The organism is Pseudovibrio sp. Ad26 (genome assembly GCF_001623285.1).
Taxonomy (GTDB): Bacteria; Pseudomonadota; Alphaproteobacteria; order Rhizobiales; family Stappiaceae; genus Pseudovibrio; species Pseudovibrio ascidiaceicola.
Genome location: NZ_LMCE01000024.1, coordinates 79,117 through 102,593, shown reverse-complemented (window position 1 = coordinate 102,593; position 23,477 = coordinate 79,117). Strand labels below are relative to the sequence as shown.

The 23,477-nt window shown below is 51.6% G+C and carries 25 protein-coding genes; 5 read left to right on the top strand and 20 right to left on the bottom strand.

What is annotated here, in order from left to right:
* Positions 1–5 precede the first annotated feature (5 nt).
* From PsAD26_RS05075 to PsAD26_RS05040, 8 genes are all read right to left on the bottom strand, one after another.
* Positions 6–1,457 carry a type II and III secretion system protein family protein gene (locus PsAD26_RS05075; RefSeq protein WP_084403578.1) on the bottom strand — a complete coding sequence of 484 codons (1,452 nt, stop codon included), beginning with the start codon at positions 1,455–1,457 and terminating at the stop codon, positions 6–8.
* Positions 1,458–1,467: 10 nt separating this feature from the next.
* Positions 1,468–2,247: a Flp pilus assembly protein CpaB gene (gene cpaB / locus PsAD26_RS05070; protein WP_063309525.1), complete on the bottom strand. Its 780-nt coding sequence runs from the start codon at positions 2,245–2,247 to the stop codon at positions 1,468–1,470.
* 230 nt (positions 2,248–2,477) lie between these two features.
* Positions 2,478–2,990: a prepilin peptidase gene (locus PsAD26_RS05065; RefSeq protein WP_063309524.1), complete on the bottom strand. Its 513-nt coding sequence runs from the start codon at positions 2,988–2,990 to the stop codon at positions 2,478–2,480.
* Between the two features lie 108 nt (positions 2,991–3,098).
* A complete protein-coding gene (locus PsAD26_RS05060; protein ID WP_063286776.1) occupies positions 3,099–3,314 on the bottom strand; it encodes a hypothetical protein in 216 nt (71 codons plus the stop codon).
* A gap of 132 nt (positions 3,315–3,446) precedes the next feature.
* Complete coding sequence (locus PsAD26_RS05055) at positions 3,447–4,391, bottom strand: glyoxylate/hydroxypyruvate reductase A (RefSeq protein WP_208985519.1); 945 nt, start codon at positions 4,389–4,391, stop codon at positions 3,447–3,449.
* Between the two features lie 88 nt (positions 4,392–4,479).
* Entirely contained in the window at positions 4,480–5,478 is a 999-nt protein-coding gene (locus PsAD26_RS05050) for a carbon-nitrogen hydrolase family protein (protein WP_063309522.1), read from the bottom strand.
* A 255-nt stretch (positions 5,479–5,733) separates the two neighbouring features.
* On the bottom strand, positions 5,734–6,732 hold the full coding sequence (locus tag PsAD26_RS05045; RefSeq protein WP_063309521.1) for a carbon-nitrogen hydrolase family protein: 999 nt from the start codon (positions 6,730–6,732) through the stop codon (positions 5,734–5,736).
* 10 nt (positions 6,733–6,742) lie between these two features.
* Positions 6,743–7,168, bottom strand: a complete 426-nt coding sequence (locus PsAD26_RS05040) for a VOC family protein (RefSeq protein ID WP_063295161.1) — start codon at positions 7,166–7,168, stop codon at positions 6,743–6,745.
* A gap of 172 nt (positions 7,169–7,340) precedes the next feature.
* On the opposite strand from PsAD26_RS05040, the gene PsAD26_RS05035 reads away from it, so the two are divergent.
* Positions 7,341–8,258, top strand: coding sequence for a LysR substrate-binding domain-containing protein (locus PsAD26_RS05035; protein WP_063309520.1), 918 nt, complete (start codon positions 7,341–7,343; stop codon positions 8,256–8,258).
* 4 nt (positions 8,259–8,262) lie between these two features.
* On the opposite strand, the gene rmuC is transcribed toward PsAD26_RS05035, so the two are convergent.
* Positions 8,263–9,486, bottom strand: coding sequence for a DNA recombination protein RmuC (rmuC, locus tag PsAD26_RS05030; protein ID WP_208985518.1), 1,224 nt, complete (start codon positions 9,484–9,486; stop codon positions 8,263–8,265).
* A gap of 232 nt (positions 9,487–9,718) precedes the next feature.
* Here rmuC and def point away from each other — a divergent pair, with 232 nt between their 5' ends.
* The 4 genes from def to truA all read left to right on the top strand — a co-directional run bounded on the left by def (position 9,719) and on the right by truA (position 12,903).
* A complete protein-coding gene (gene def / locus PsAD26_RS05025; protein WP_063309518.1) occupies positions 9,719–10,246 on the top strand; it encodes a peptide deformylase in 528 nt (175 codons plus the stop codon).
* A 135-nt stretch (positions 10,247–10,381) separates the two neighbouring features.
* Positions 10,382–11,326: a methionyl-tRNA formyltransferase gene (gene fmt / locus PsAD26_RS05020; protein WP_063309517.1), complete on the top strand. Its 945-nt coding sequence runs from the start codon at positions 10,382–10,384 to the stop codon at positions 11,324–11,326.
* Between the two features lie 55 nt (positions 11,327–11,381).
* Positions 11,382–11,921, top strand: a complete 540-nt coding sequence (locus tag PsAD26_RS05015) for an N-acetyltransferase (protein ID WP_063309516.1) — start codon at positions 11,382–11,384, stop codon at positions 11,919–11,921.
* Between the two features lie 151 nt (positions 11,922–12,072).
* Positions 12,073–12,903 (top strand): tRNA pseudouridine(38-40) synthase TruA, encoded by an 831-nt coding sequence (gene truA / locus PsAD26_RS05010; RefSeq protein ID WP_063309515.1) that lies wholly within the window; start codon positions 12,073–12,075, stop codon positions 12,901–12,903.
* A gap of 65 nt (positions 12,904–12,968) precedes the next feature.
* Here the strand turns inward: truA and PsAD26_RS05005 are convergent, their stop codons facing one another.
* The 11 genes from PsAD26_RS05005 to PsAD26_RS04955 all read right to left on the bottom strand — a co-directional run bounded on the left by PsAD26_RS05005 (position 12,969) and on the right by PsAD26_RS04955 (position 23,476).
* A complete protein-coding gene (locus PsAD26_RS05005) occupies positions 12,969–13,787 on the bottom strand; it encodes a DUF2189 domain-containing protein (protein ID WP_063309514.1) in 819 nt (272 codons plus the stop codon).
* A gap of 94 nt (positions 13,788–13,881) precedes the next feature.
* Positions 13,882–14,490, bottom strand: coding sequence for a hypothetical protein (locus tag PsAD26_RS05000; RefSeq protein ID WP_063309513.1), 609 nt, complete (start codon positions 14,488–14,490; stop codon positions 13,882–13,884).
* 24 nt (positions 14,491–14,514) lie between these two features.
* Positions 14,515–15,684: a succinyl-diaminopimelate desuccinylase gene (dapE, locus tag PsAD26_RS04995; RefSeq protein ID WP_063309512.1), complete on the bottom strand. Its 1,170-nt coding sequence runs from the start codon at positions 15,682–15,684 to the stop codon at positions 14,515–14,517.
* 102 nt (positions 15,685–15,786) lie between these two features.
* A complete protein-coding gene (locus PsAD26_RS04990; RefSeq protein ID WP_063300756.1) occupies positions 15,787–16,230 on the bottom strand; it encodes a DUF805 domain-containing protein in 444 nt (147 codons plus the stop codon).
* A gap of 250 nt (positions 16,231–16,480) precedes the next feature.
* Positions 16,481–17,530 (bottom strand): histone deacetylase family protein, encoded by a 1,050-nt coding sequence (locus PsAD26_RS04985; protein ID WP_063309511.1) that lies wholly within the window; start codon positions 17,528–17,530, stop codon positions 16,481–16,483.
* A gap of 47 nt (positions 17,531–17,577) precedes the next feature.
* A complete protein-coding gene (locus PsAD26_RS04980) occupies positions 17,578–18,570 on the bottom strand; it encodes an aldose epimerase family protein (RefSeq protein ID WP_063309510.1) in 993 nt (330 codons plus the stop codon).
* 142 nt (positions 18,571–18,712) lie between these two features.
* Positions 18,713–19,222 (bottom strand): TIGR02281 family clan AA aspartic protease, encoded by a 510-nt coding sequence (locus tag PsAD26_RS04975; RefSeq protein ID WP_208985517.1) that lies wholly within the window; start codon positions 19,220–19,222, stop codon positions 18,713–18,715.
* Positions 19,223–19,404: 182 nt separating this feature from the next.
* Positions 19,405–20,067, bottom strand: coding sequence for a phosphoribosylanthranilate isomerase (locus PsAD26_RS04970; protein WP_063309509.1), 663 nt, complete (start codon positions 20,065–20,067; stop codon positions 19,405–19,407).
* A 171-nt stretch (positions 20,068–20,238) separates the two neighbouring features.
* Entirely contained in the window at positions 20,239–20,868 is a 630-nt protein-coding gene (gene upp / locus PsAD26_RS04965; RefSeq protein ID WP_063309508.1) for a uracil phosphoribosyltransferase, read from the bottom strand.
* A gap of 127 nt (positions 20,869–20,995) precedes the next feature.
* The gene (locus PsAD26_RS04960; RefSeq protein WP_063309507.1) at positions 20,996–22,231 is read right to left on the bottom strand and encodes a DUF1688 family protein; all 1,236 of its coding nucleotides are present in this window, start codon (positions 22,229–22,231) and stop codon (positions 20,996–20,998) included.
* Positions 22,232–22,474: 243 nt separating this feature from the next.
* Positions 22,475–23,476, bottom strand: coding sequence for an adenosine deaminase (locus PsAD26_RS04955; RefSeq protein WP_063309506.1), 1,002 nt, complete (start codon positions 23,474–23,476; stop codon positions 22,475–22,477).
* Between the last annotated feature and the right edge of the window lies 1 nt (position 23,477).

Here is a 23,477-nt window from a genome sequence, read left to right as displayed (position 1 = left end):
TGTCCTCACTCGTAAATGTAACCAATTTTGCCGTGATAACTTCCTTTCACAGGTGCATCTGTTGTCCTGTAAATACGGCTCAATTGATTTAAGAATATTGTAGACTGATCGCTTGGCGCTGCAAAATTTTCATCAGGGCGCACGATCTGAGAGCGTGCAATAGGCCTTACAACATAAGGCGTTACAAAGATCACAAGTTCAGTTTGGCGATTGATGTAATCACGGCTCTTAAACATTGTGCCAAGAATCGGGATATTCTTTAGTCCAGGTATCCCATCAATTTCTTGCCCATAATTATGCTTCAGAAGGCCTGCCATAACCAAAGTTCCTCCTGAGGGCAGTTCAAGTGTAGATTCAGCTCTACGTACTTTAAGTGCTGAAACTGAAATAGCGCCTGCAATACTTACAGCCCCTTCAGAACTCAATTCACTGACTTCAGTCCTTACACGAAGTTTGATCCGTCCTTCTGACAAAACGACAGGAGTGAAATCAAGTCCAACACCGAAAGGCTTGAACTCAAGACTAACTTTGTTGTCTTCATAAGCGACAGGGATAGGGAACTCGCCACCAGCCAGGAAGCTGGCGTTCTCACCGGAAACTGCAACTAATGTTGGTTCCGCCAGCGTTCTCATCACCCCCTCGCGCTCTAGCGCTTTAATTGTAGGATTGAGTGTTCCGCCATCAAACCCTAACTTTCCTGCTAGGGTGCCAGCATTCACAACAGAAGGGTTGATGTTATAAGCAGGTGACGTGTTGAAACTTGCATCAAGTGCGCCGATTTTGAGTGAGCCCTGAAGGTTCACACCAAGTTGTTTGATCGTTGTGCGTTCAATTTCAGCTACTGTAACTTTGAGCTGGACTTGATCTTTCTCGGCGACGGCAATTGTGTTGACGATCTTTCTTTCATCGTTGCCTACAAACTTCAGCGCAATATCGTAGGCTTGTTGGGCTTCGAGGGCAGAGATTGCTGTTCCTGAGAGGACAACGCTTTGATTGACAATATCGGCATTGATCGCAGAATTCGGCAGCAATCGTTGGATGAGTTCCACCAGGCCTGACGGGTCAGGTTGTACGCTCAGGTTGAACGATGCCAGTTGGCGGCCACCATTGCCAAACAGAACTAATGATGCCTGGCCAATTTTGTTTCCGAAGACAAATACGCGGGTTCTGGTGCGGACAACAGCATCTGCAATTTCTGGATTTGAGACGAGGACGTCACGGACTTCCTCGTTTGTGTTGAGCACGATAGATCTTCCCTCACCAACATTCAGCTGGCGAACTTTGCCGCGGTGCTGAGAGGTGACTTCCACAGTCGCTTCGAAATTACTCTGAGCGAATGCTATCTGCGGTCCGACTAAAACCAAGGCAAAGACCAGAAGGAACTGTAAGAGAGCTCCTCTGACGCGGTCTTTATGCGGTAAACTTCTCGCCAGACTAATTTGTCGATGAAAAACCATAGTTTACCTACTAATTTCCGTTAACAGACTGGGAGGCAATCCCATACTTTACAAACTTCACACCACCTTTGACGCGCGGAGGCTGCTTCACACCGTCTTTGGAGTCTGCTGCGCTGCGCAATGAAAGTGAGAGAGTTCCCATCTGGGTTGCGCGAGCGATGGTTTCTGCCTCATGAGGGAAGAGTTCCAGTGTGGCTGTCTGGTCCGGAGACATTGCCTTCTCGCTGTTCTCAGAGGCCGTCGTGGTATCGATAGCGAGCACCTTGATATTCTCGAGGAGCGTTTCACTGATGAAGCCGTCTTCGCGTTTTTTGGCTTGCATGCTGATCAGCACGTCAACCTTGTCTCCTGGAAGGATGAAACCACCTGCGGTAGAGACTGCATCAACCGGAACAGCAACGGCGCGTTTTCCTTTTGGGAGGATCGCTGCCAGGAAGCCTTTGTCCGTATCGATGAGACGTTCTGCGCGAATTGGTTCGCCGCTAAACATCGCTGCTTTGATAATCTGTCCCAGAAACTCTTCATCTGCATTTGGACTTGAGCCGCGCAAGATTACACCGTCAGTTACAGATTCTTCCGGCCATTTGGCCCAAGTTAAATCACCTTGGGTAAGAGATGTACCGACTTTGAGGTCCTGCGCTGCAACAAGAATTTCCAGTGATGGTATTTCTTGTTCTTGCACAACAATAGTTGGCGACTGCTCCCGGGAACCGGAAGACAGGTTCAGCCAGGCGGCCAACCCGCCGGCGCTTAAAGCGATAATTAAAACTAGTAATCTGGAGGCCTTCATGTGGCACCCACCCTCTAAGAGATTTAGCTAAGCAGCATTCGTTAACCCTAATTTGAGCAAAGATTGTCAAGACATAGTTAATATTCCGTAACATCACTACATTTGTATTTTTTACTTATGTGCATAGAGTCAAATTAGGAATATGCATGAACAGCAATAGGTTAGCGCCAGTGAAAGCACACTAGTTCAAAACATTAATACTTTACTAAGATGATTTGCTCGCGAAATGCTCAGAAAGTTGGAATTTGAGCAAACCAGAAGGTCTTCGGGTACACCTGAATCCCCGCAATTGCGATTGCAATCCCGTATGGAACGCCTGCTTTTCTGTCATGCAATCTTAAGAGCCATTCCTGCCCCTGCATGAACTGCGGAAAGTACGGAACCCTACGCAAGGCCAGGATAACCAGCGTTAATGCTCCGCCATAAATGCTGGTCAGCAAAATAAAGTCCAGCATGTTCATCGAGAGACCGAGCCAAAGAGAGATTGCAGCGAGGAACTTCACATCACCGCCGCCCATAACACCGAGCGCGAACAGACCGAAGCCGACAACCATCACACCGAAGCCGAGTGTGAAGCTCATGCCAACCTGTTCTAGGGGCAATTGCAATAAGAAGGCCAGACTGACAAAGGCAACGACTATAATCAGGTTGAGCTTGTTCGGAATCGTCATTGTGAAGAGATCAAAGAATGCGGCGATTGCAAGCAGCAATGGAAAAATGATCAATAGTCCATTTGCAATCATGTCGTGATCTCCCCCACAAATACCATGTTATGGTTTTGCAAGGGTAATTCCAAAGAAGGCCTTAACACTTGGTAGTTTTGTCTCGCTAAAATTCATTTATTTACAAATTTAATTGTTTGGCTTCACCAGTTCCCACAATTGAAGATCACGCTCGGCTGCGTTTGGCTGCGCAGTGGTATTTTTAGCAATAAAAGAGGTGCTGGTGAGCGTTGGTGCGGACACCATGGCAAGAATCGCCAGAGCGATGAGGCCAGAGATGAGGCTGAATTCAATAGTCGCGCTGCCCAGATCTCGCTGGAACAAACCTCGGATTATGGAGAGCATCAGGTCACAACTTAATTGTTATAGTTGTGTTTGATGCTACTCCTTGCAGCTAAACCTTAGATTGATCTGCGCACTCAACTTCTTCCGGTATTTGGCACTCTAAACTAAGGTTTCATCAAGAATCAGGTGAACTTAATACCCGACTTCCAAATCGACTAGGTTCTCGAGCGCTTCACCTCGCTCAAATCCCTTGATTTGCTGGGCAACATATTCGGAGAGAGCTTGTGGGTCGCTCTCAGCTGCCACATGCGGTGTGATGATGCAATTTCTCTGCTGCCAGAGAGGACTTGTGTCAGCCAGAGGCTCAATAGCGAACACGTCAAGGCTGGCACCTTTGAGCTGGCCGGATGTCAAAGCTGTGTTGATCGCAGCTTCATCCTGAGTCGCACCACGTCCGGCGTTGATATAGACAGGCCCTCCTAATGCGCCAGATTGAGACAACATAGCCAATCGCTCTGCATTGACCAGCTTGTGCGTGGCAGGTGTTGAGGGCAACAGATTGATCAGAATGTCTGTACGATTAAGGAACGCCTCAAGCTGGTCTTCACCGGCAAAGCTTTCAATGCCGTCTGCATCTTTTGGCGAGCGAGACCACCCGGCAACGTTGAAACCCAGCGCTTTGAGGGCTTTTGCTGAATCCAACCCCAGCTCACCAAGCCCCAGAATACCAACGCGTACGTCCTTTGCTGCCCATTGCCTGTGTCCATGCCAAACACCTGCCTCCTGCTGAGCGGCATAAGTTAAATGTTGGCGATGGTGGAGAAGCGTTTGGAAGACCACCCACTCTGTCATGCGGCTGGTGAGGTCTGGGTCAACAATCCGGACCAACGGGAGGTTGGGGAGTTCCGGCAATGAGGTCAGATGATCGACACCTGCGCCCAGTGAAAAGATCACCTTGAGGTTTGGCAGGGCAGAAAAGACGGCAGGGTCCGGTTTCCAGGCAAGGAGATATTCTGCTTTTTCGGGCTCAGCGACGCCGCCGTTCCAGCCCTCAATCTTTCGATTGGGAAGAAGTGCCTGCAAACGGTCGATCCACTCAGGTTCGTTGAAGCTTTTGAGAGATAAGACCAGGTTCATGAGGCACTCCATTGTTGAGCGTATTTTTGTTTGAGACCAGCAGGCTCATCTCACAAATACGCTGTAATATATCAATCTGTGATTTGTTTTATTCAGAGTCGACGAATTCAGCAAGCTGTTGGCGCTTACGATCGACGACGAGACGTGTCACATCCGGTCGGCTGTAGTGGCCGGTCGGGTCAAAGAGTTGGCGATCAGCCCGCACCAATGCGTGATCTAATTCTGCTGTGATCAGGAGTTCTTTGCCTACCTGTGGTGCGACCACCCATGACCCATCAGGTGCAGCGATACAAGACCCGCCATCAGCGAGAAACTCACCACTGTTTTCGAGTATTTCTGCTAGTTCTGGCGTATCCTTTGGAAAGTCTGCAGCACGCATCAGCCCTGAGACTGATAGTACGTAGCTTCTGCTTTCTTTGGCAACAAAACGTGTTGGATCCTCTGTGTTCCGCAGGCCACCCGGCCAGACGGCCACGTGCAGGTCTTCTCCTTGCGCATACAGGGCGACGCGTGACAAGGGCATCCAGTTTTCAGCGCAGTTCAGGCCACCAACCGTAAAGCGGCCCAGCGGATGGACACGCAAACCGTTGCCATCTCCCGGTGCCCACGCAAGACGTTCTGCATAGCTTGGCTGCAGTTTACGGTGCGCAGAACCGATCTCTCCGTTTTGGTCGATGTAGACCAGCGTACAATACAGACTATGCCCGCTTCTGTTTGCTGCCCTCTCCATAACGCCGAGATACACGGAAATGCTGTGTTTCTTCGCCGCTTCACAGACAGCATTCAGATGACCGTCCTCAATCACTACGGCTTGATCAAGGCATTTGGCGTACATGGCTTTTTGCTTTGGGTCATTGAAGCGTGCACCGTCTGTGCGTTCAATCCAAAACGGATAGCCCGGCACCAGTGTCTCTCCAAATGCAACAAGTTGGCAGCCCTGCTTGCCAGCAAGCTCTACCGCATCAATCACTTTGTCCAAGGTCGCTTCACGCTTCAGCCAGACTGGAGCGATCTGCGCGAGGGCGACTTTGATTTTGTCAGATGCGGACGGGTCGTGAGATAAATGCGTTGCTTCTAAAATTTCCATGATTCAATACTCAGCTTGCAGATGCGAAGATCACACTCGGGTTTGGCGGGGCTGCAAACAACAGAGTCTATCATTCAGGCACTGAAGCACGTCAGCACTACCTGCTTTGAGATTCTGTTGTTTCAGATCTTGATCTTACTATGAGGTAGGGGTGCCTGTAGCTGGTCGTATCCCTCAACTTTACTGAATTTTTTGAGAGACAAAACCTAAGCTAATCAAAACCCTGCCCCAATAAATCTGCCTGAGTACTTAATTTTATTCAGTGTCGATGAAATCCGCGAGTTGTTGACGTTTCCGATCAACGATCAAGCGTGTCACATCTGGTCGGCTGTAATGACCTGTTGGATCAAAGTTCTGGCGTTCACCACGTACCACGGCATGGTCCAATTCTGCTGTAATCAGAACTTCCCTACCGACTTGCGGCTCAACAACCCAAGACCCATCTGGCGCAGAGATGCAGGAACCACCGTTTGCAAGAAAGTCATCGCTGTTCTCAAGGATCTTGGCAAGCTCCAGCGTGTCTTCCGGGAAATCTGTTGGGCGCATGAGGCCAGAGACTGAGATCACATAGCTTCTGCTTTCCTTCGCAACAAAGCGGGTTGTGTCTTCGGTGTTGTGCAGACCACCCGGCCAAACGGCAACGTGAAGGTCTTCCCCTTGCGCGTACAGAGCTGCGCGGGACAGGGGCATCCAGTTTTCAAAGCAATTGAGACCACCAACGGTAAAGCGGCCCAGCGGATGGACACGCAAGCCGTTGCCATCGCCCGGTGCCCATGCAAGGCGTTCCTCAAAGGTTGGTTGTAGCTTGCGGTGTGAGGAGCCGATCTCACCGTTCTGATCGATGTAGACCAGCGAACAATAGAGACTATGACCACTTCTGTTTGCAGCACGCTCCATGACACCGAGATACACAGCGATGTTGTATTTCTTGGCAATCGCACAGATGCCATCGAGATGGCCGTCTTCAATCACTACACCTTGCTCAAGGTATTCCGCGTAAATCGCTTTTTGCTTTGGATCGTTGAAACGTGCCCCGTCGGTGCGTTCAATCCAGAACGGGTAGCCCGGGACCAGTGCTTCGCCGAAGGTGACAAGCTGACAGCCCTGTTTGCCTGCGAGCTCTACTGCATCAGCCACTTTTTTCAGTGTTTCTTCTCGCTTCAACCAGACCGGAGCGATCTGTGCGAGCGCTACTTTGATCCGGTCAGATTCGGCAGGATTTTGTGTTGTATGTGTTGCTTCTAAAATTTCCATGGGGATCTACTCAGGTTGCGAAAATGTCAGAGTCACTGGCGAATGCCTTGAATTCGAGAGCATTGCCCGAGGGGTCTTTAATGAAAAAAGTTCCCTGCTCTCCCGGTTGCCCTTCGAACCTGATCTTAGGCTCCAACAACCATTCAATAGTTTCATGTGTTTTCAGTCGATCAGCAAGCATCTTCCATTCATCCATTGGCAAAACAACGCCAAAGTGAGGAATGGGCACAGCGTCGCCATCAACGACACCAGTGACTCCAAGGGGAAACTGTGTTTTTTCACGAAGGTGGGCGGACATCTGGTGTCCGAACAGGTCAAAATCGACCCACTTGCCTTCAAGTTCTCGGCCTTGCTTACACCCAAGCACGCCCATGTAGAACGTTTTGGTCTGTTCCAGATCATCAATCGGAAATGCCAGATGGAATGGACGCGCCATGTTCAGCCTCACCTTACTTGCAAATTAAAATCCGTATTCTGGTAGAAGCCCTGAAGGCCACTTACCTAGAATAGGCTCTATACCCAAAACTCATGCTGGAGTTGTTTTAAACTACGTAAAATTTCATAGATAGACCAATGACAGTCACATAGACATGAGTTAAACTCATAGTATGAGCCGACATAGTCTTTCGATCACTTCACAGATCCTTTCCGTTCTTCCTGTTTTCGATGCAGCAGCGCGTCATGGGAGCTTTACCCGGGCGGCACGGGAGCTTGGCATCACACAAGGGGCTGTGTCCCGCCGCATTCAGAATTTGGAAGATCAGTTGGGACTGGTGCTGTTTTCGCGTCAGGGGAAAACGCTTGCACTTACTCAAGACGGGTTGCTGCTGAGCCAGAAGGCAAAGAATGCATTGAAGCTGGTTGAGGATCTTGAGCATGAATTGAAGGGGTCTGTTTCAGGTCAGCTGCGTATCGGGACGCTACCCTCACTTGCCAATCTCTGGTTCATGGAGCGGATCAAAGGCTTTAAGCAGGCCTATCCCGCCATCAGCGTTGATCTTGTTACCATCCCAGCCGACTTTTCGGCTGGTCATAAAGATCCGGTCAACTGGGATCCTTCCAGTGTGGATGTGGCGCTTACTGTGGGCCGTGGCAGTTGGCCTGCTCTGGAGAGCTTCCGGATTTGTGATGAAGAGATGGTTCTGGTCTGTCACCCAAGCCTGTTGAGGGATACCCAGCCGGAGAGCATAGAAGATCTTCTGGGTCTCCCCCGCCTCATTCACTCCACACGCCTGGGCAGTTGGGAATACTGGGCGGAGGCACACAAGCTTTCAAGCTACTTGCCCGGAGACACCTCCCTCTCCTTCGAACATTTCTTCATGGTATTGGAGGCTGCGCGTCAGGGCCTTGGCCTCGCCTTGCTTCCCTCTTTGCTCATTGAGAAAGATCTGGCGGATGGGACACTGATCGAGCCAGTCCCTGCACGGCATCTGACGGGGAACACCTATTACATTGTTGGGAGTTCAGCTGCCTGGAGGCGTCCGGCAGTGGCTGCCTTGCGTGATCATCTTCTACAGAGCGAATAGGCGCTTACCGCCGGTCAAACTGAAAGGGTGATGGCAACTCATCTTCTGCAAGGTGTGTTGTTTGTGGGGCTTGTGATGCAGCTGAGGAGACGTGATCTGTTGCTTTGCCGCCCAATTGCATCTCATCAATCTTACGAGCTCGATTGCCGATTTTGTCGCCTGAGATCATGATCTGATCCAGATCTTTGTTGGTCTGGGCAAAATGGGTTTGCAGTTTGGAGACACGCTCTGTCAGACGGCCAACATCCAGCAAGAGCTTGCCAACTTCAGCCTGAATGAGATGAGCCTGTTCGCGCATGCGAGCATCGCGCAGCACAGATTGAATAACTTGCACAGCGAGGACAAGCAGAGACGGTGAGACGATGACCACGCGCAAGCGGTGGGCTTTTTGCGTCAGGTCTGGGAAGCCTTCGTGGATCTCAGCAAAGAGGCTCTCAGAGGGCACGAACATAAGCGCCGTGTCCTGTGTTTCTCCCGGGAGGAGGTATTTGCCTGCAATGTCTTCCAGATGCTTGGAGATATCCTTTCGGAAGCGAGCGGCAGCTTCTTTCAAGTCCTGCTTGGTTTCTGCATCCTTGATGGCAGCGAAGGCCTCCAGTGGGAACTTGGCATCAACGACCAGTGGCGGGGCTCCCGTCGGCATATGGATCAGGCAGTCAGGTCGGGAGCGATTGGAGAGTGAGCTTTGAAACGAGAAGCTTGTTGGGGGCAATGCATCATCAATGATTGCCTCCATTCGTCCTTGGCCAAATGCACCCCGGGTTTGCTTGTCGTTCAAAACCATCTGCAGGTCAGTCACCTGCCCTGCCAGCTCACCCATGGTTTTATTCGCTTTGTCGAGCAGTGCCATGCGCTCCTGCAGGCCTGTCAGACTGGCATGGGTTTGACGATGGGTTTCCAGAACAGACGCACCCAGCGTTTTACCAAGACCATCAAGGCGATCATTCACCACACGCATCAGATCTGACTGACGGGAGCCGAAAACCTCTGCCATGGTTTGCATGCGACCTGTCATTTCTCCCTGAGAGCGGACCAGATCCGCCAGCGCGGCTTCTGTGTATTCTGCCCGCTTTTGCTCCAGCACCGATGTACCACGCACTTTGTTCAGTTTTGCGCGCAGGCTCATGATCCAGATGAGCAGCAAAAGGAAAAAAAGGCCTCCACTAACTATGGCTGCCTGAATATATGAGAGGGTGAATGCACCGTATGTGAAGACTGTCTGTTCCATGAAACAAACATAGAACACTTTGCAACACCGGGATACCTCTCAGCTTTCTTGGATGCACTGCAACCCACATCCTTCAATTGATGGGGAGTATCCATTAATAGCCGCTAACCAAAAGCCTATAGTCAACGACTTGGCAAAGTTCTTATAAGAGGATATGAAGCGTAAACAACACTATCAGCTGGCCTCACGTTGAGCAGACAGCTTTGCAACGAGAACAACTTCAAAAGTAATTATGACGATTCGCGAGATAAAATTTGTCCCGGAAAACTGCCTTCGCGAGAAGTGCGCTCCGATTGAAGACATCAACGACGAAATCAGAAAACTTGCCGACGACATGCTGGCGACCATGTATGACGCGCCGGGTATTGGCCTTGCAGCAAGTCAGATTGGCGTTTTGAAACGTATGTTCGTTCTTGATGTTGCAGAGCGCGAGAGCGAAGAAGACGATTCCGTTGAGAAACAGCCAATGGTGTTCATCAACCCAGAGATCACCTGGTCTTCTGAGGAGAAGAGCACTTATCAGGAAGGGTGCTTGTCCATCCCTGGCGTTTATGAGGATGTTGAGCGTCCAAGCGAAGTGCGCGTTTCCTTCCTTAACGTTGAAGGCGAGAAGCAGGAAATTGAAGCTGCCGGTTTGCTGGCAACCTGCATTCAGCATGAGTTGGACCATCTGAACGGTGTGCTGTTCATCGATTACCTGTCCCGGCTGAAGCGTGACCGGATCGTGAAGAAGATGATCAAGCAGGCGAAACAAGCCTGATCATCTTGGTATTGCGAGTGGATTAAGCGGCCTTCTTTGGAGAGCCGCTTTTTTTTTGTTGTTTTTTCCTTGTCCTTCCCCACCAGCTGACGCATTAAGTCTGGAATACAAGAATTACAGCCAAGCAGGTCAGCTATGTCATTGCGCGTCATCTTTATGGGTACTCCTGATTTCTCCGTTCCGACACTCTTTGAGATCGTCGGGCAAGGTTGGGATTTGGTCGCTTGTTACTCGCAGCCACCACGCAAAGCCGGACGCGGCATGGAGCTGAAAAAGACGCCTGTGCACGAAGCTGCTGAAAGCCTCGGTATTCCTGTTTTCACACCAACATCACTGAAGAGCGAAGAAGAACAGGAACGGTTCCGCTCCTTTGAAGCGGATGTGGCTGTTGTGGTCGCTTATGGCTTGTTGCTGCCGAAAGCCATTCTGGAGGGCACCGAGCACGGCTGTTTGAATGGCCATGCCTCGCTGCTTCCACGCTGGCGCGGTGCCGCGCCGATTAACCGGGCGATCATGGCTGGCGACAAAGCTTCCGGCATTCAGGTGATGCAGATGGAAGAAGGACTGGACACTGGTCCGGTCTGCATGTCTGAGACCGTCGCAATCACCCCGGACATGACAGCAGGCGAGCTGCATGACCGCCTGTCTGCTTTGGGCGGCGATTTGATGATGCGTGCACTTTCTGCTCTGTCTCGTGGTGGTCTTGGTGCAACGCCTCAACCTGATGAGGGCGTGACCTACGCTAAGAAGATCCAGAAGAGCGAAACACGCATCGACTGGTCTTTGCCAGCTGAACAAGTGCACAACCACATTCGTGGCCTATCTCCGTTCCCTGGCGCCTGGTGCGAGATGGAGTTGGGTGGCAAGAACCCTGAACGTGTGAAGATCCTGCGCAGCAGCTTAGCCGATGGTTCTGGTGCAGCTGGTGAGGTTCTGGTTGTTGACGATACTACGCTGACGATTGCGTGTGGTTCTGACGCGATCAAGCTGGTTCAGGTTCAACGGGCTGGCAAAAAGGCGATGTCTGCTGAGGAATTTTTACGTGGCTCTAAGCTTAGTGCCGGAGACACGGTTTCCTGACCCTGATTAATCATATAGGCTTTTCTTAAGAAACATCAGGAAACACGGAGGCATCATGGTTGAGTTCCACCAGATTGGAGAGGATCAAGTTGGTCTCCGTACGCCTGAAAAGAAAGACGAGCCTGCCATTTTGTCTTTGCTCGTCAAAGCCTTTGGTCAGAGCAACGAAGGACGTCTGGTTGAGCGACTGCGTGCTTGTGGTGCGCTGGTTCTTGAGCGGATTGCAACGGATGATGATGGCAAATTGCTCGGCCACCTCGCGTTTTCTCGTGTGACGGGTACGGGAGAAGGACACCGCCTGAAAATCAGCTGCCTTGCACCAGTTTGTGTTGATCCCGCCTCTCAAAACAAGGGCGTAGGCACGAAGCTCATTCAGGAAGCTCTGGATGACTTACAAGGGCTGGGGGAAGATCTGGTTCTGGTGTTGGGATCTCCTGATTACTACTCCCGCTTTGGCTTTGACAGCGAGCTGGCAAAGAAGGTGCAAGGGCCGTATGCCGGGCCAATCTTCATGGCATTGCCTTTTACGCAGGCGGGGCGCGAAGACCTGCCGGTTGAGGTTACCTATGCCACACCTTTCCGAGAGTTCGAATAGGTTCCTTTCAGGCTTACCGTCAGGTCTGGTCTTGCCCTTTCAAATCTGATAGTACAGCGCAAAATTTCAGAGATATCCTGCAGGCTCATACCTGTCTCACGCCTGCAAACTGGCTTACAGTCTGCTTGCCTAACCTTTGCAAAGAACAAGAATGCCGCGTTACAAAATTACCATTGATTATGACGGACGCCCTTTTGTTGGCTGGCAGCGTCAGGAGAACGGGCTGACAGCCCAGGGTGTTATTGAGCGCGCAATCAAGTCCTTCACGGGTGAGACAGTGACCATTGGCGGTGCCGGACGCACGGACTCTGGTGTGCATGCGACCGGTCAGGTGGCGCATCTGGACCTTGCAAAGGATTGGCCTGCAGAAACCGTGAAGAATGCGCTGAACTTTCATGCGCAACCGGACCCTGTTGCTATTCTGGCTTGTGAAAAGGCAGGTCTGGGCTTTGATGCCCGGTTTTCAGCAATCCGCCGTCATTATCGCTTTAAGATCGCAAACCGTCTTGAGCCGCTGACACACGACCTTGGGCTGGCATGGCATGTGAAGCCGGAGCTGGATGCAGAGGCTATGAACGACGCGGCGCAAGTGCTGCTGGGTCATCATGATTTCACGACCTTCCGCCATACGCGTTGTCAGGCGAAGAGCCCGTGGAAGACGATGGAGCGCATCTGCGTTTATCGTCAAGGCTATCATGTCTTCCTTGAATGCAGCTCCCGCTCATTCCTGCACAATCAGGTTCGTTCCATGGTGGGTAGCCTTCGTCTTGTGGGTGAAGGCCGCTGGACTAAGGACGATCTGAGAGCGGCACTGGAAGCCTGTGACAGACAAGCGTGCGGGCCTGTTGCCGTACCTGAGGGGCTGTATCTTACGCAGGTCGATTATCGCAGTCCAGAAGAGGATGAAGCGTCGTTCCTTGCCTATCAGGACAGCTTGAAAAACGTTGGTGCTGATGAAGCCCCTGCGGATGAAGAAGATTAAGTCTCTCTTCATTCCGTTAAGTCGTTAGGAAACCGGAGGCCGTCCACCTCCGGTTACACAAGGTCTTACTTTTCTTCGAATGACACGACCCGTTTGTAAAGATGCCATGTTGTGTGGCCGAGCACTGGCAATGTAACCAGCAAGCCAACAAACATAGGGATCATTGAAGCCATCAGTATCGCCGTGATGAGCAATCCCCAACCCACCATGATCACCGGACTTCCCGTCACCACCTTGAAGCTTGTGATCATTGCAGTCACGAAATCCACTTCCGTGTCCAGCAGCATCGGGAATGACACGACACTGACCGCGAACAGCAGAATGGCGAAAAACGCTCCGACAAGGTGGCCTGCGATCAAGAACAAGACACCGTCTGAGGTTTCAAAGATCGTCTGAGCGAATTGCAAGAATGTGCCGTAACCCTGCATGCCCAAGAAAAGCGCGAGCAACAGGTGAACCTTAAACATCCATAGGAACTGGATGAAGATGACGACAAAGGCCATCCATGCAATCTCGCCGCGGCGTTGCTCCCACATCAGCGTAAAAAGGCCACTCATGCGCGGTGTCTCGCCTGCCTGCAGTCGTCTGGAAACCTCATAGAGCCCCAAAGCTGCAAATGGTCCTAACAGCAGAAAGCCGCAGGCCAATGGGTAGCTGATGTAGCTCATGTCCACCCAGAACGAGAGCAGCGTGACCAGTACCCCTCCGACGACAAAGAAGGCGCCAAAGGTAAGGCCAATAACAGGCGTCTTCACAAAGTCCAGAATTCCAAGCTTCAGGGAGCTTGTTATATCCTCTAGGGTAACCTGACGAACGATAGGCTTCGCCGGTTTATGCTGTGAGTTTTGCGCGCCCGTAGGCACAGTCAGATGATTGTCTGACATTCCGTCCCTCCCAATTTTCCTCCACGTCAAGTGTGCGCGGAAACTGGGATGAGCGCTACTGAAAATTTAAAGGGGTATGTGAAAATAGGTATTACTACGCAAACAGTCGGTCAAGTGAGGTACTGATCAGTATGGAAAGCACCAGATCCAGAACCACCAAGCCAATCGAGATTGAGAAGCTGCAGTCCCCTGCCACACGTGCAATCTGGAATCTGTACCACAGTACCCATCCGATGATGGGGAAGGTCAACATGATCAGCAGTTCTGAGGGAATGAGCCCCGCCATATAAAGCAGATACAGCAGCGTCTGCGGGAGCAGGATGATGAGCGTGCTCCAGTTGCGGACGATGATGTATGGCCCGAAGTTACGCTTCAGCCCCAACGATCCAGCGAGAAGCCCAACAACGATCGGGAATGTGATCCAATCGACAAACAGGGAGAGGAACTTTCCGAAATACAACTGGAAGCCACCAGTTACCATCTCAGTGTTCTCTTGCCCCTGGGTCATAATGTGCTCAACCATCAACGCATGTTCTGCGATCAGGCTTAGCAAATAAAACGGAAGTAGGAGGAAGATGACAAGAAAGGAGCGCCAGAAGCCATCTGCAGAAAGATCAAACTGCTGCAAGGCTTCCGTCTCGCCCCTCATGATCTTCCAGGATGCAATGCAGGATTGGCGAATTTCCTGTGTGCCAAGAACCATCACAACACCCTGTTCCTTATTAGCTTAAGCCTGAAAGTAATCTTGCAGGAAGCGGAGGTAAATGTCTGCGAGCTGCTCAATGTCAGCTACAGCAACGTGTTCATCAACCTTGTGCATGGTCTGACCGACAAGGCCGAACTCGACTACAGCACAGTAATTCTTGATGAAGCGTGCATCTGAGGTTCCGCCGCCGGTGGACAGCTCAGGTGTGCGACCAGTGACCGTTTTGATGGAATTGGACAGGGTCTGGATCAACGCTTCATCGTGGGTCAGGAAGCTGTCGGTAGCTTCTCTGGCGAACTCAATACTCCAGTCGAGACCTTCCGGTGCAGCATCGTTCAGAAGCTTCTCAATGTGCTGGCTCAGAGAACTGACAGACCACTGATCGTTGAAGCGAATGTTGAATTTCGCCATGACGTGGGCTGGAATGACGTTGGTCGCGGTGTTGCCGACGTCAACCGTGGTGATTTCTAGATTGGATGGCTGGAACCGCTCGTTGCCTTTGTCCAGCTCGACCTCAGCAACCGCACTCAGAAGTTTGAGTATGCCCGGGACCGGATTGTCCGCAAGGTGCTGATAGGCAACGTGGCCTTGGGTTCCGTTGACTTTTACTGTGCCTGTCAAAGATCCACGACGGCCAACTTTGATCGCATCTCCCAAAGCATCCGGATTGGTTGGTTCGCCAACGATGCAGGCATCGAAAACGTGTCCCTGCTCTTTGGCCCATTCCAACAGTTTGACAGTGCCATTGATTGCCGGTCCCTCTTCATCGCCTGTGATCAGGAAAGAGATTTGGCCGGGAATTCCATTTGGATGCGCTTTAACATAGTCGATTGCAGCAGCGGCAAACGCTGCTACGCCGCCTTTCATATCTGCGGTTCCGCGGCCATGAAGCATGCCATCTGCGATGGTGCCGTCGAACGGACCGTGGGTCCAGGCTGCTTCATCTCCAACTGGTACAACGTCAGTGTGGCCTGCAAACACGAAGTGCGGTTTGCCGGAGCCGATGGTTGCGAACAAGTTTTCGATGTCGGGTGTGTTCTCGTCGGAGAACATCACACGGGAGACGTCGAAACCGGCATCAGCGAGCAGCTTTTCGAGCGTGGTGAGAGCACCACCTTCAGCTGGTGTGACACTTGGACAGCGGATTAGGTCGCGGCAGATCTGTACCGCAGGAGAAAGCGTATCAGTCATGCTTCGAGATTTAGCTGTGCTGCGCCTGATGGTCAATCACGAGTTGCCAGCACTTCGTGATTTTCACTGGCACATAGCACCGTAAAATCTCAACATAAACGCTTATTTTTTACGTTGGAATGGGCGAGTGTTGGATGCCGGGCCGTATTTATTCGGGCCTTCCTGGCTCTTTAGGAAACCAACGATGATTGGCACCAGAAGGTTCAGGAATGGCAAGAAAAGCGTCAGCGCGACGAAGCCAGTGACACCGCGGTCCTGTAACCGTTTGATCACCAGCATAAACACCATGAAGTTTGCAACGAGCAGCAGCGGATACAGCAACGGGTTTGTCGTCAGCAAATCACTATAGGCCTGCGCCAATGTGAGATCTGATGTTCCGTTCTCGATATAGGTGTCGGCAAGCGAGCTTGTGGCAACATTCACTGCGATGGATAGAACACAGAAGATCAGTGCAGTTGCCAGCCAGTAGACGCCTTTGGAGATGCGTCCGAACGGATTGCAAAATAACCACAGAAGGCTCGTTTTTCTTAGATTTTGCTCTGGCATTCTTTGATCACTTAAAGCAGCCGCCTTTCGTCAGACTGGCTGTGCCGCTTTAATCCCTCGTGGTCTCGCGTGTTGTTATCCGTAAACCGTTCCCCACCTTACGGGAATACGCTTTAAGAAATTTCAGTTCGCAAGGATGTACGCATATTGTGGTCCGCTTTCAAGAGGGGCATTGCGGCAAGACACAAGTGGCAGGAAAGTTCTTTCCCCGTCATCACATAAAACACAGCATTTCGAGTGGGTTAGGCGGTCAGGAACCAACCTTCACAGTATCGAGATATCCGCTTAGCGCTTTGGTGCAGTTGATGCCCAAATCCCCAACCGCGTATCCACCTTCCATCACAAACAAGGTCGGCTTGCCCAGTTTGGCAATGCGTGCGCCGATTTTTGTGAAATCATCCGTCTTCAGCTTGAACTGAGAAATCGGGTCATTCTCGTAAGGATCCATGCCCAAAGAGATTATGATGACATCGGGCGCAAACTTCTCGATGGAGCGGCAGGCGTCTTCCATTGCCTCCTCCCACTGAGCCCACGCAGTACCGTGTGGCAGAGGATAATTGTGATTGTATCCTGCGCCCTCTTTCAAGCCGCGTTCATTTGCGTGGCCGAGGTAATATGGAAACTCAACCTTTGGGTCTGCATGGATGGACAGAAATTGCACGTCAGCGCGGTCATAGAAGATTGCCTGAGTGCCGTTGCCATGATGATAGTCCACGTCAAAAATCGTCACCTTGCCAACGCCCTGATCGCGCAGATATTGCGCGGCAATTGCTGCGTTGTTCAGGAAGCAGTAACCACCATAGAGGCGGCGGTGTGCGTGGTGGCCCGGAGGACGGCAGAGCGCGAAGGCAGCGTTGTCGCCTGACAGGATCAGTTCTGCCCCTGACAGAGCGGTTTCTGCACTTTTGCGCGCTGCAACCCATGTGTGTTGGCCCATGGGAGAGCCTGCATCGAACGAATAGAAACCAAGTTTTCCGTCGATGTGATCCGGCACAATGTCGTGCCTAAGACCATGCACGGGCCAGACGAACGGGAAGACCTCTTCTACTGTGCGCCCTTCAGCCAGCCAAAGCTTCCAGAAATCCTGCAGGAAGGTGACATAATCCGCATCATGCACCTTGAGGATTGGGTCCAGAGAAAACTCGTTTGGTGTAAGCACCTCACCGAACTGCGCTTTTTTTAGATGCGCAAGAACAATTTCGGCACGAGACGGGATTTCATTGGCAGGAACCAACTTCCCATCAGAGATTTCTTTGGTTGGGGCATGCAACAGCTGATCAGGCGAGAAAATGGTCTTCACTGTTATCGTCCTTTACAACAACTGATGTGCTGTCTCTCCTTTGCACATCAGATGAAACGGTACTCGGTTACTTGTATATAGTGCTCAGTGGGTTGAAGCGTGGAACACGCAAATTCTTCATGGTTCGGGCTGTCCGGCCAGCATTGAGGCTCCAGACACAGACCTGCTCTTGGGCCATACATCTTGCCATCAAAGCCCGGGACCGGGGTATTGAGGGAACTGCCGTCGTAGAACTGAATGCCCGGTTCGGTTGACCAAACTTCCATCTTGAGCTCAGTCTCTGGTTCAAACACCACAGCGGATAGCTCAGGCTTCTTCAGACGAAACTGTCGGAGGCAGAAGTTGTTGTCGAAGCGAGAATCCTGCGCATCGGCAATCTCACGCATCTCACGGAAATCATAGGGAGTTCCTGCAACATCAACGATCTCACCGGTTGGGATCAGCTGATCAGAAACAGGGAGGTAAGAGCGTGCCGGGATCATGATCTGATGCTTAGTGACATCCTCATGGTCTCCCAGATTGAAGTAGCTGTGGTGCGCTGGGTTCAGAAGGGTTGGCTTGTCTGTGGTGCCAGAAAACTCAATGCGTAGGGTATCATCATTGGTCAGGGTATAGCGGCAGGTGATTTGAACGGTGCCAGGATATCCCTCTTCTCCATCCGGAGATTCCAAAGAGAGGAGAACGCTGTCTTCGCTGGCTTCCTCAATGGTCCAAATCCAGTGGGCAAAGCCTGTGTGTCCGCCGTGTAGGTGGTGCCGTCCGCCTTCGTTCACCGTCAGTTGGAACTCTTCAGAACCAATTGAAAAACAACCGTTTGCGATGCGGTTGGCGCAGCGGCCTGCAGTCGCACCCATGTGGGGGGAGTGAAGTTCGTAGTCACGCAGATTATCAAAGCCGAGCGTCAGGTCGCGATCTCCCAGTTGCAGTCTGCGAACCGTGGCGCCGTAGGTGAGGATGCTTGCGGTAAGGTTGCCGCCATGCAGTGTCACTTCTTTGACAATTTCCCGGTTTTCCAGTTCACCGAAATCACGAATAGCCACTGCTTTCCCTTTCCATTGCAGACCTGCCTCCCCTCAGGTCATTCATTCCATACCAACCTCCTATGAAACGAGAATTAGTACAAGCAAGACAAAAGGATACCGCCAGTCTAAGAGCAGTAGAAAGCAGGGTTTATTTTTTTGCTTATCTTGGCGCGATCACCAGCTCTTTGTTTCCGAGCGTGATTTTGCCAAGCCTGTTCAACGCAGACATCCCTAAAAGCACCTGCGAGAGCGCTTCATCTTTAAGGATAAGACTTTTAACGTTGCGTATATGAATTGAGCCCAAATAGAGATTTGAAATTGAGGCTGATGCCCCCGACGTGATGCCGTTTGCTGTGCGCACTTCGACGGTGAAATCTTCGTTGCGCACCCTTATGCCAGCCTTACGGGCGATGCTGTAAGGTATGGCGAGCAGACTTGCACCCGTATCGATCAGGGCTGGTGTCTTATGACCATTGATTTTGATTGCTGCCATGAAGTGGCCATTGGGAGACTTGCGAATTCTGGTGATGCGTTTTGAGGTTTTCTGAGGTTCATTTACGGATTGAGATTCGTGCACCTCAACGACGCCCAGCAAGCGCTCCTCGAGCACCTTGGGCACGATCAACGCGACACAAATGACGACAACCAAGACCCAGATATAACGTTGCACGCGCGCCCCCACATCTTCTGGACAGCACAACATCACAGTGCGCAAACTGACGAAAGCAGAATGCCTTTACCTTGGATCGCTCGGTGTATTGCCCATTACTTTTCATAGGTATACAGCCGAGGCCAAGAAAAAGGCAAGAATTCTAATTAAAAACCGAGGTTTTCCGGAGGCGACAGTTGGACTCAGGTGCAAGAGATAGCGGCTGCAAACTCGGTGAGCTTAGATGAGTTGAGGCGGCCATTCACACGCACGCCACTGCAAACATCTACGCCGTAGGGTTTGACAGTCTCAATTGCCTCGATAATGTTCTGAGGGGTCAGCCCACCTGCAAGGAATACCGGAATATCGAGTTTCTCGACAATATGGCGGCTCAAATCCCAGTTGTGCGTTCGGCCTGTTCCACCGAGTTCATTTTCTGAAGGGCGGCCTGAATCGAGCAGAACCGCATCCGCAACGCGGCTATATTCCTGTGCGATTTCAAAGGAGTACTCGTCTTCGACATGAACAACTTGCACGATGCGTGTGCAGGCAGGTAAGTCCAGACGCAGTTCCTGATATTCGCCCGGATCAATTGGCTTGACAATTTGAACCGTGTTGGTGCCGCAGGTGAGCACATGTTCGACGATGTCTTTTGCAGTGGTACGTGATGTGAGGAGCCAGGTTGCAACAGCTGGGGGGATTTGCCGGGCGATGTTGAGAATGAGGTCATCTTCAATCACACCGGGGCCGGACGGCATGTGGGCAACAAGGCCGACAGCATCGGCGCCACAAGCAACAGCGGTGGCTGCTTCGCCCGAAGTTGAAATACAGCAAACCTTCAAACGGGTACGAGCTTTATTAGGCATTCCATCATCCCCTTGCGCGCATGACCTTACAACACGGTCTACACCTCATAAAAGACGAATACACAGTTTTGATGTGCGTATCGTCTCCGGTATTTCTGTCTGTATTTCTTGAGGATGCCTCCAAGAAAAAAGCGCCAGACCTGATGCCTGACGCTTCTAAACCAAGAAAGTTTATTTTGTACCGTACATCCGGTCACCAGCATCACCGAGACCCGGGATGATGTAGCCCTTTTCGTTGAGCTTTTCATCGATGGACGCGGTGTAGATTGGCACGTCAGGATGCGCTTCGTTGAAGCGTGCAACACCTTCAGGAGCAGCCAGCAAGCAAACGAACACCATGTTGTTTGCGCCGCGCTTCTTCAAGCGGTCTACAGCGGAAATTGCAGAGTTTGCGGTTGCCAGCATTGGGTCAACAACGATCACCAGACGCTCGTCCAGCTCCTGAGGCGCTTTGAAGTAGTATTCAACGGCTTCAAGGGTCTTAGGATCGCGGTAGAGACCGATATGTGCAACACGAGCGGATGGGATCAGCTCAAGCATGCCTTCCAGCAGGCCGTTACCAGCGCGCAGGATAGAGGCGAAGCAAAGCTTTTTACCAGCCAGAACCGGTGCATCCATTTCAGCAACTGGTGTCTCGATGGACTGGGTGGTCATCTTCAGGTCGCGTGTTACTTCGTAGCACAGCAACAAGGAGATTTCGCGCAGCAAGCGGCGGAAGTCCTGCGTCGGGGTTGTTTTTCTCCGCATGTGGGTCAGCTTATGCTGGACAAGCGGGTGTGCGATTACGGTTGCGCCGGACATCGTGTTCCTCTTTTTCAACCCAGTCGGGTCTTTTATATGCAGCTGCCTTTTGTCAGCATGTACATGGCAGTGCGTGTCTTAGTTAGGCACCTAATAGTTTCGGGTGCAATTGACGAAAGGTTATAGATCAAAAAACGGTTCCATCACTGATAATCATCAGCGGTGGAGATCCATCACCTCGTTTTTCAAGGGCAATTTGTCGTCCTGCAGCCCAAGACCCACCTTCCAGCACACATGCCAGTGGAAGCTGGTCCCGGGAGACAGACAAATCTGCCCGAATCCAATCCGCGAGCTTATCGAGAAGAGCGATCGTGAGCGCTCTCCATTCAACAACCAGCTCGCTGCTTACTTCGTGTTTGTTCAGGGACTGTTTCGGATCTTTCAGGCGCAGCACGCCCGTGTCCAAAAACAATCCGCCGTTGCGATACTCAGCAAGGCCAGTCAAACCATCAATGTTTGCCATCTCAATACCAGCCCACGACAGAGGTTCAACTAAAGAATAAGCAATCCATTGAGAAAGTTTGTGAAGAGGGACAAGATTGGTGGTTTTGTCCTGAGTTGTGACCTTGGAATGGCGCCATGTATCCCCGAGGATCACACCGTCAATCTGCTCACGATTGGGCCAGATCGGCCCTAACCCATCCAGAACCAGTTCCAGAATACGTTCTGCATCCAGTGGGCCTTTTTGGCCTTCCTCATAGAGGATATCAAAGAGACCGCCCGGGCGTGGCTCATCTTCTTTGCCAAACAGATCGTCGCGAAGGGAAACGGCTTCTCCCAGACGGTTCAGCAAAGACAGTCGTCCATCCAGCCCAATGAGCTGGTTCTTCTCTGTGATTTGCAGGCCTTCTGCCAGTTCATCTTTATCCAGACGGAACAAGGTGATGGCGTCTGCTCTGAGTGGGTCCAGCGGCTCGTGAGAGAAGAAGCCAGCCGAGAACATGGCCAGTGAGCCAATCGCCAGTCCTTCAGAATGTTTGAAGGTTTCGTTGGTGATTGCTTCGCGATACGTCCAGTGTTCACCAGCGGCAGCATCCAGCAGCGCAGAAACAATGGCCAGATCGCAGGCTGCACGGCCCATGCCCTGCACATCAGAAAAGCGTCGTGCACCTGCCAGCATACCCCAGCGGTCGATACCGCCGGTCTCAAACTGGCGCCAGCGGGCATGAAACGGAATTTGCCGATCTGGATAGGTGTTGTCAGTCGCAGCAAGCGTTCTGCGGGCGGCTTCTGCAAGGTGAGACAGATCAACAGCAAAATGCTCAAGTTCGCCCTGCAATCCCAGCTCCAAAAGCATATGTGAGCGTTCACGGACTGCTTTTGCGTTGAGCAAGGACAAAGCCTGCGATGCTTGCATCTCCATCTTCGTCAGTTCCTATCGTTTTGCCTGTTGAGGCCTGTAAAGCACTCGTATTTCTGGTTTGCCGGAAGCGGCCTTATGCAACGCCTGCCCTGAAGCTTAAAGTGCCCCATTGATCTACGTTATAAAGCCCGCACCTTTTTATGAAGGTACGGGCTTTTTGCAATCTATGCTCTGAGGTTTTGAGCATAAGAAACCCGGCTATGCCAGTTTTCCTGCTTATGCACACTCAACTCAAGCAAAAACTCATGCTTCTTCAGTTAAAGTGTCCAAACGCTTTAGAAGAACAGCACGGGTTTCCTCATCAACGAACGCCGCTTCCAGCGCATTCTTTGTGATGGATTTCTGGATGTCACGCGTCCAGCCAAACACACGAGATGTTTCAACATACTCGTGGCCAAGCGTTGTGTGGAAGAATGGCGGATCATCGGAGTTGAGGGTGATACGCACACCTGCCTGACGCAGCATGTTTACCGGGTGGAAGCGCAGGTTTGAGTAGACACCGAGTGCAATGTTGGAATGTGGGCACACCTCAAGGGTGATCTCCTCGTCCACGAGACGCTGCACCAGCGCATCGTCTTCTACAGCACGCACACCGTGACCAACACGGGTGATCTTCAGGTAATCCAGTGCATCACGCACGCTTTCGGCGCCACCGAACTCACCAGCATGGGCTGTGAGGCCAAGACCAGCTTCACGGGCCATAGCGAAGGCTTTTTCAAAGTCCTTTGCCGGGCCAATGCGCTCGTCACCAGCCAGACCGAAACCCGTTACCATTGGGTGTGGGTTGTCGATGACAGCCTTGACTGCGCCTTCAACGGACTCAGCACCTTCATGACGCACGCCGAGTGGAACCAGACGACCTTCGATGCCTGTGTCTGCTTTCGCGCGTTCCAGACCAGCGACAAGGCCTTCCAGATAGGAGTTGTAGCTCAGGCCTGCTTTGATTGCATGATCGGGAGAGATAAACACTTCCGCATAGATCACGCCTTCAGCTGCCAGCATTTTGTAGTAGGTTTCAGTCAGTTCTGCATAATCGCCCGGACGGCGAAACAGAGAGGCTGCAACATCGTACTGCTGAATAAAGGTGGTAAAGTCATGCCAGCTGTAGGCTCCGTTGGTGTCGAACAGATCACCCAGATCTACATCATAGCGTTGAGCCAGCTTTCTTACGAGCGTTGGAGGTGCTGCACCTTCAATGTGGCAGTGCAGTTCGGCACGTGGCACCACGTTCTGCTTTGGTCTCATT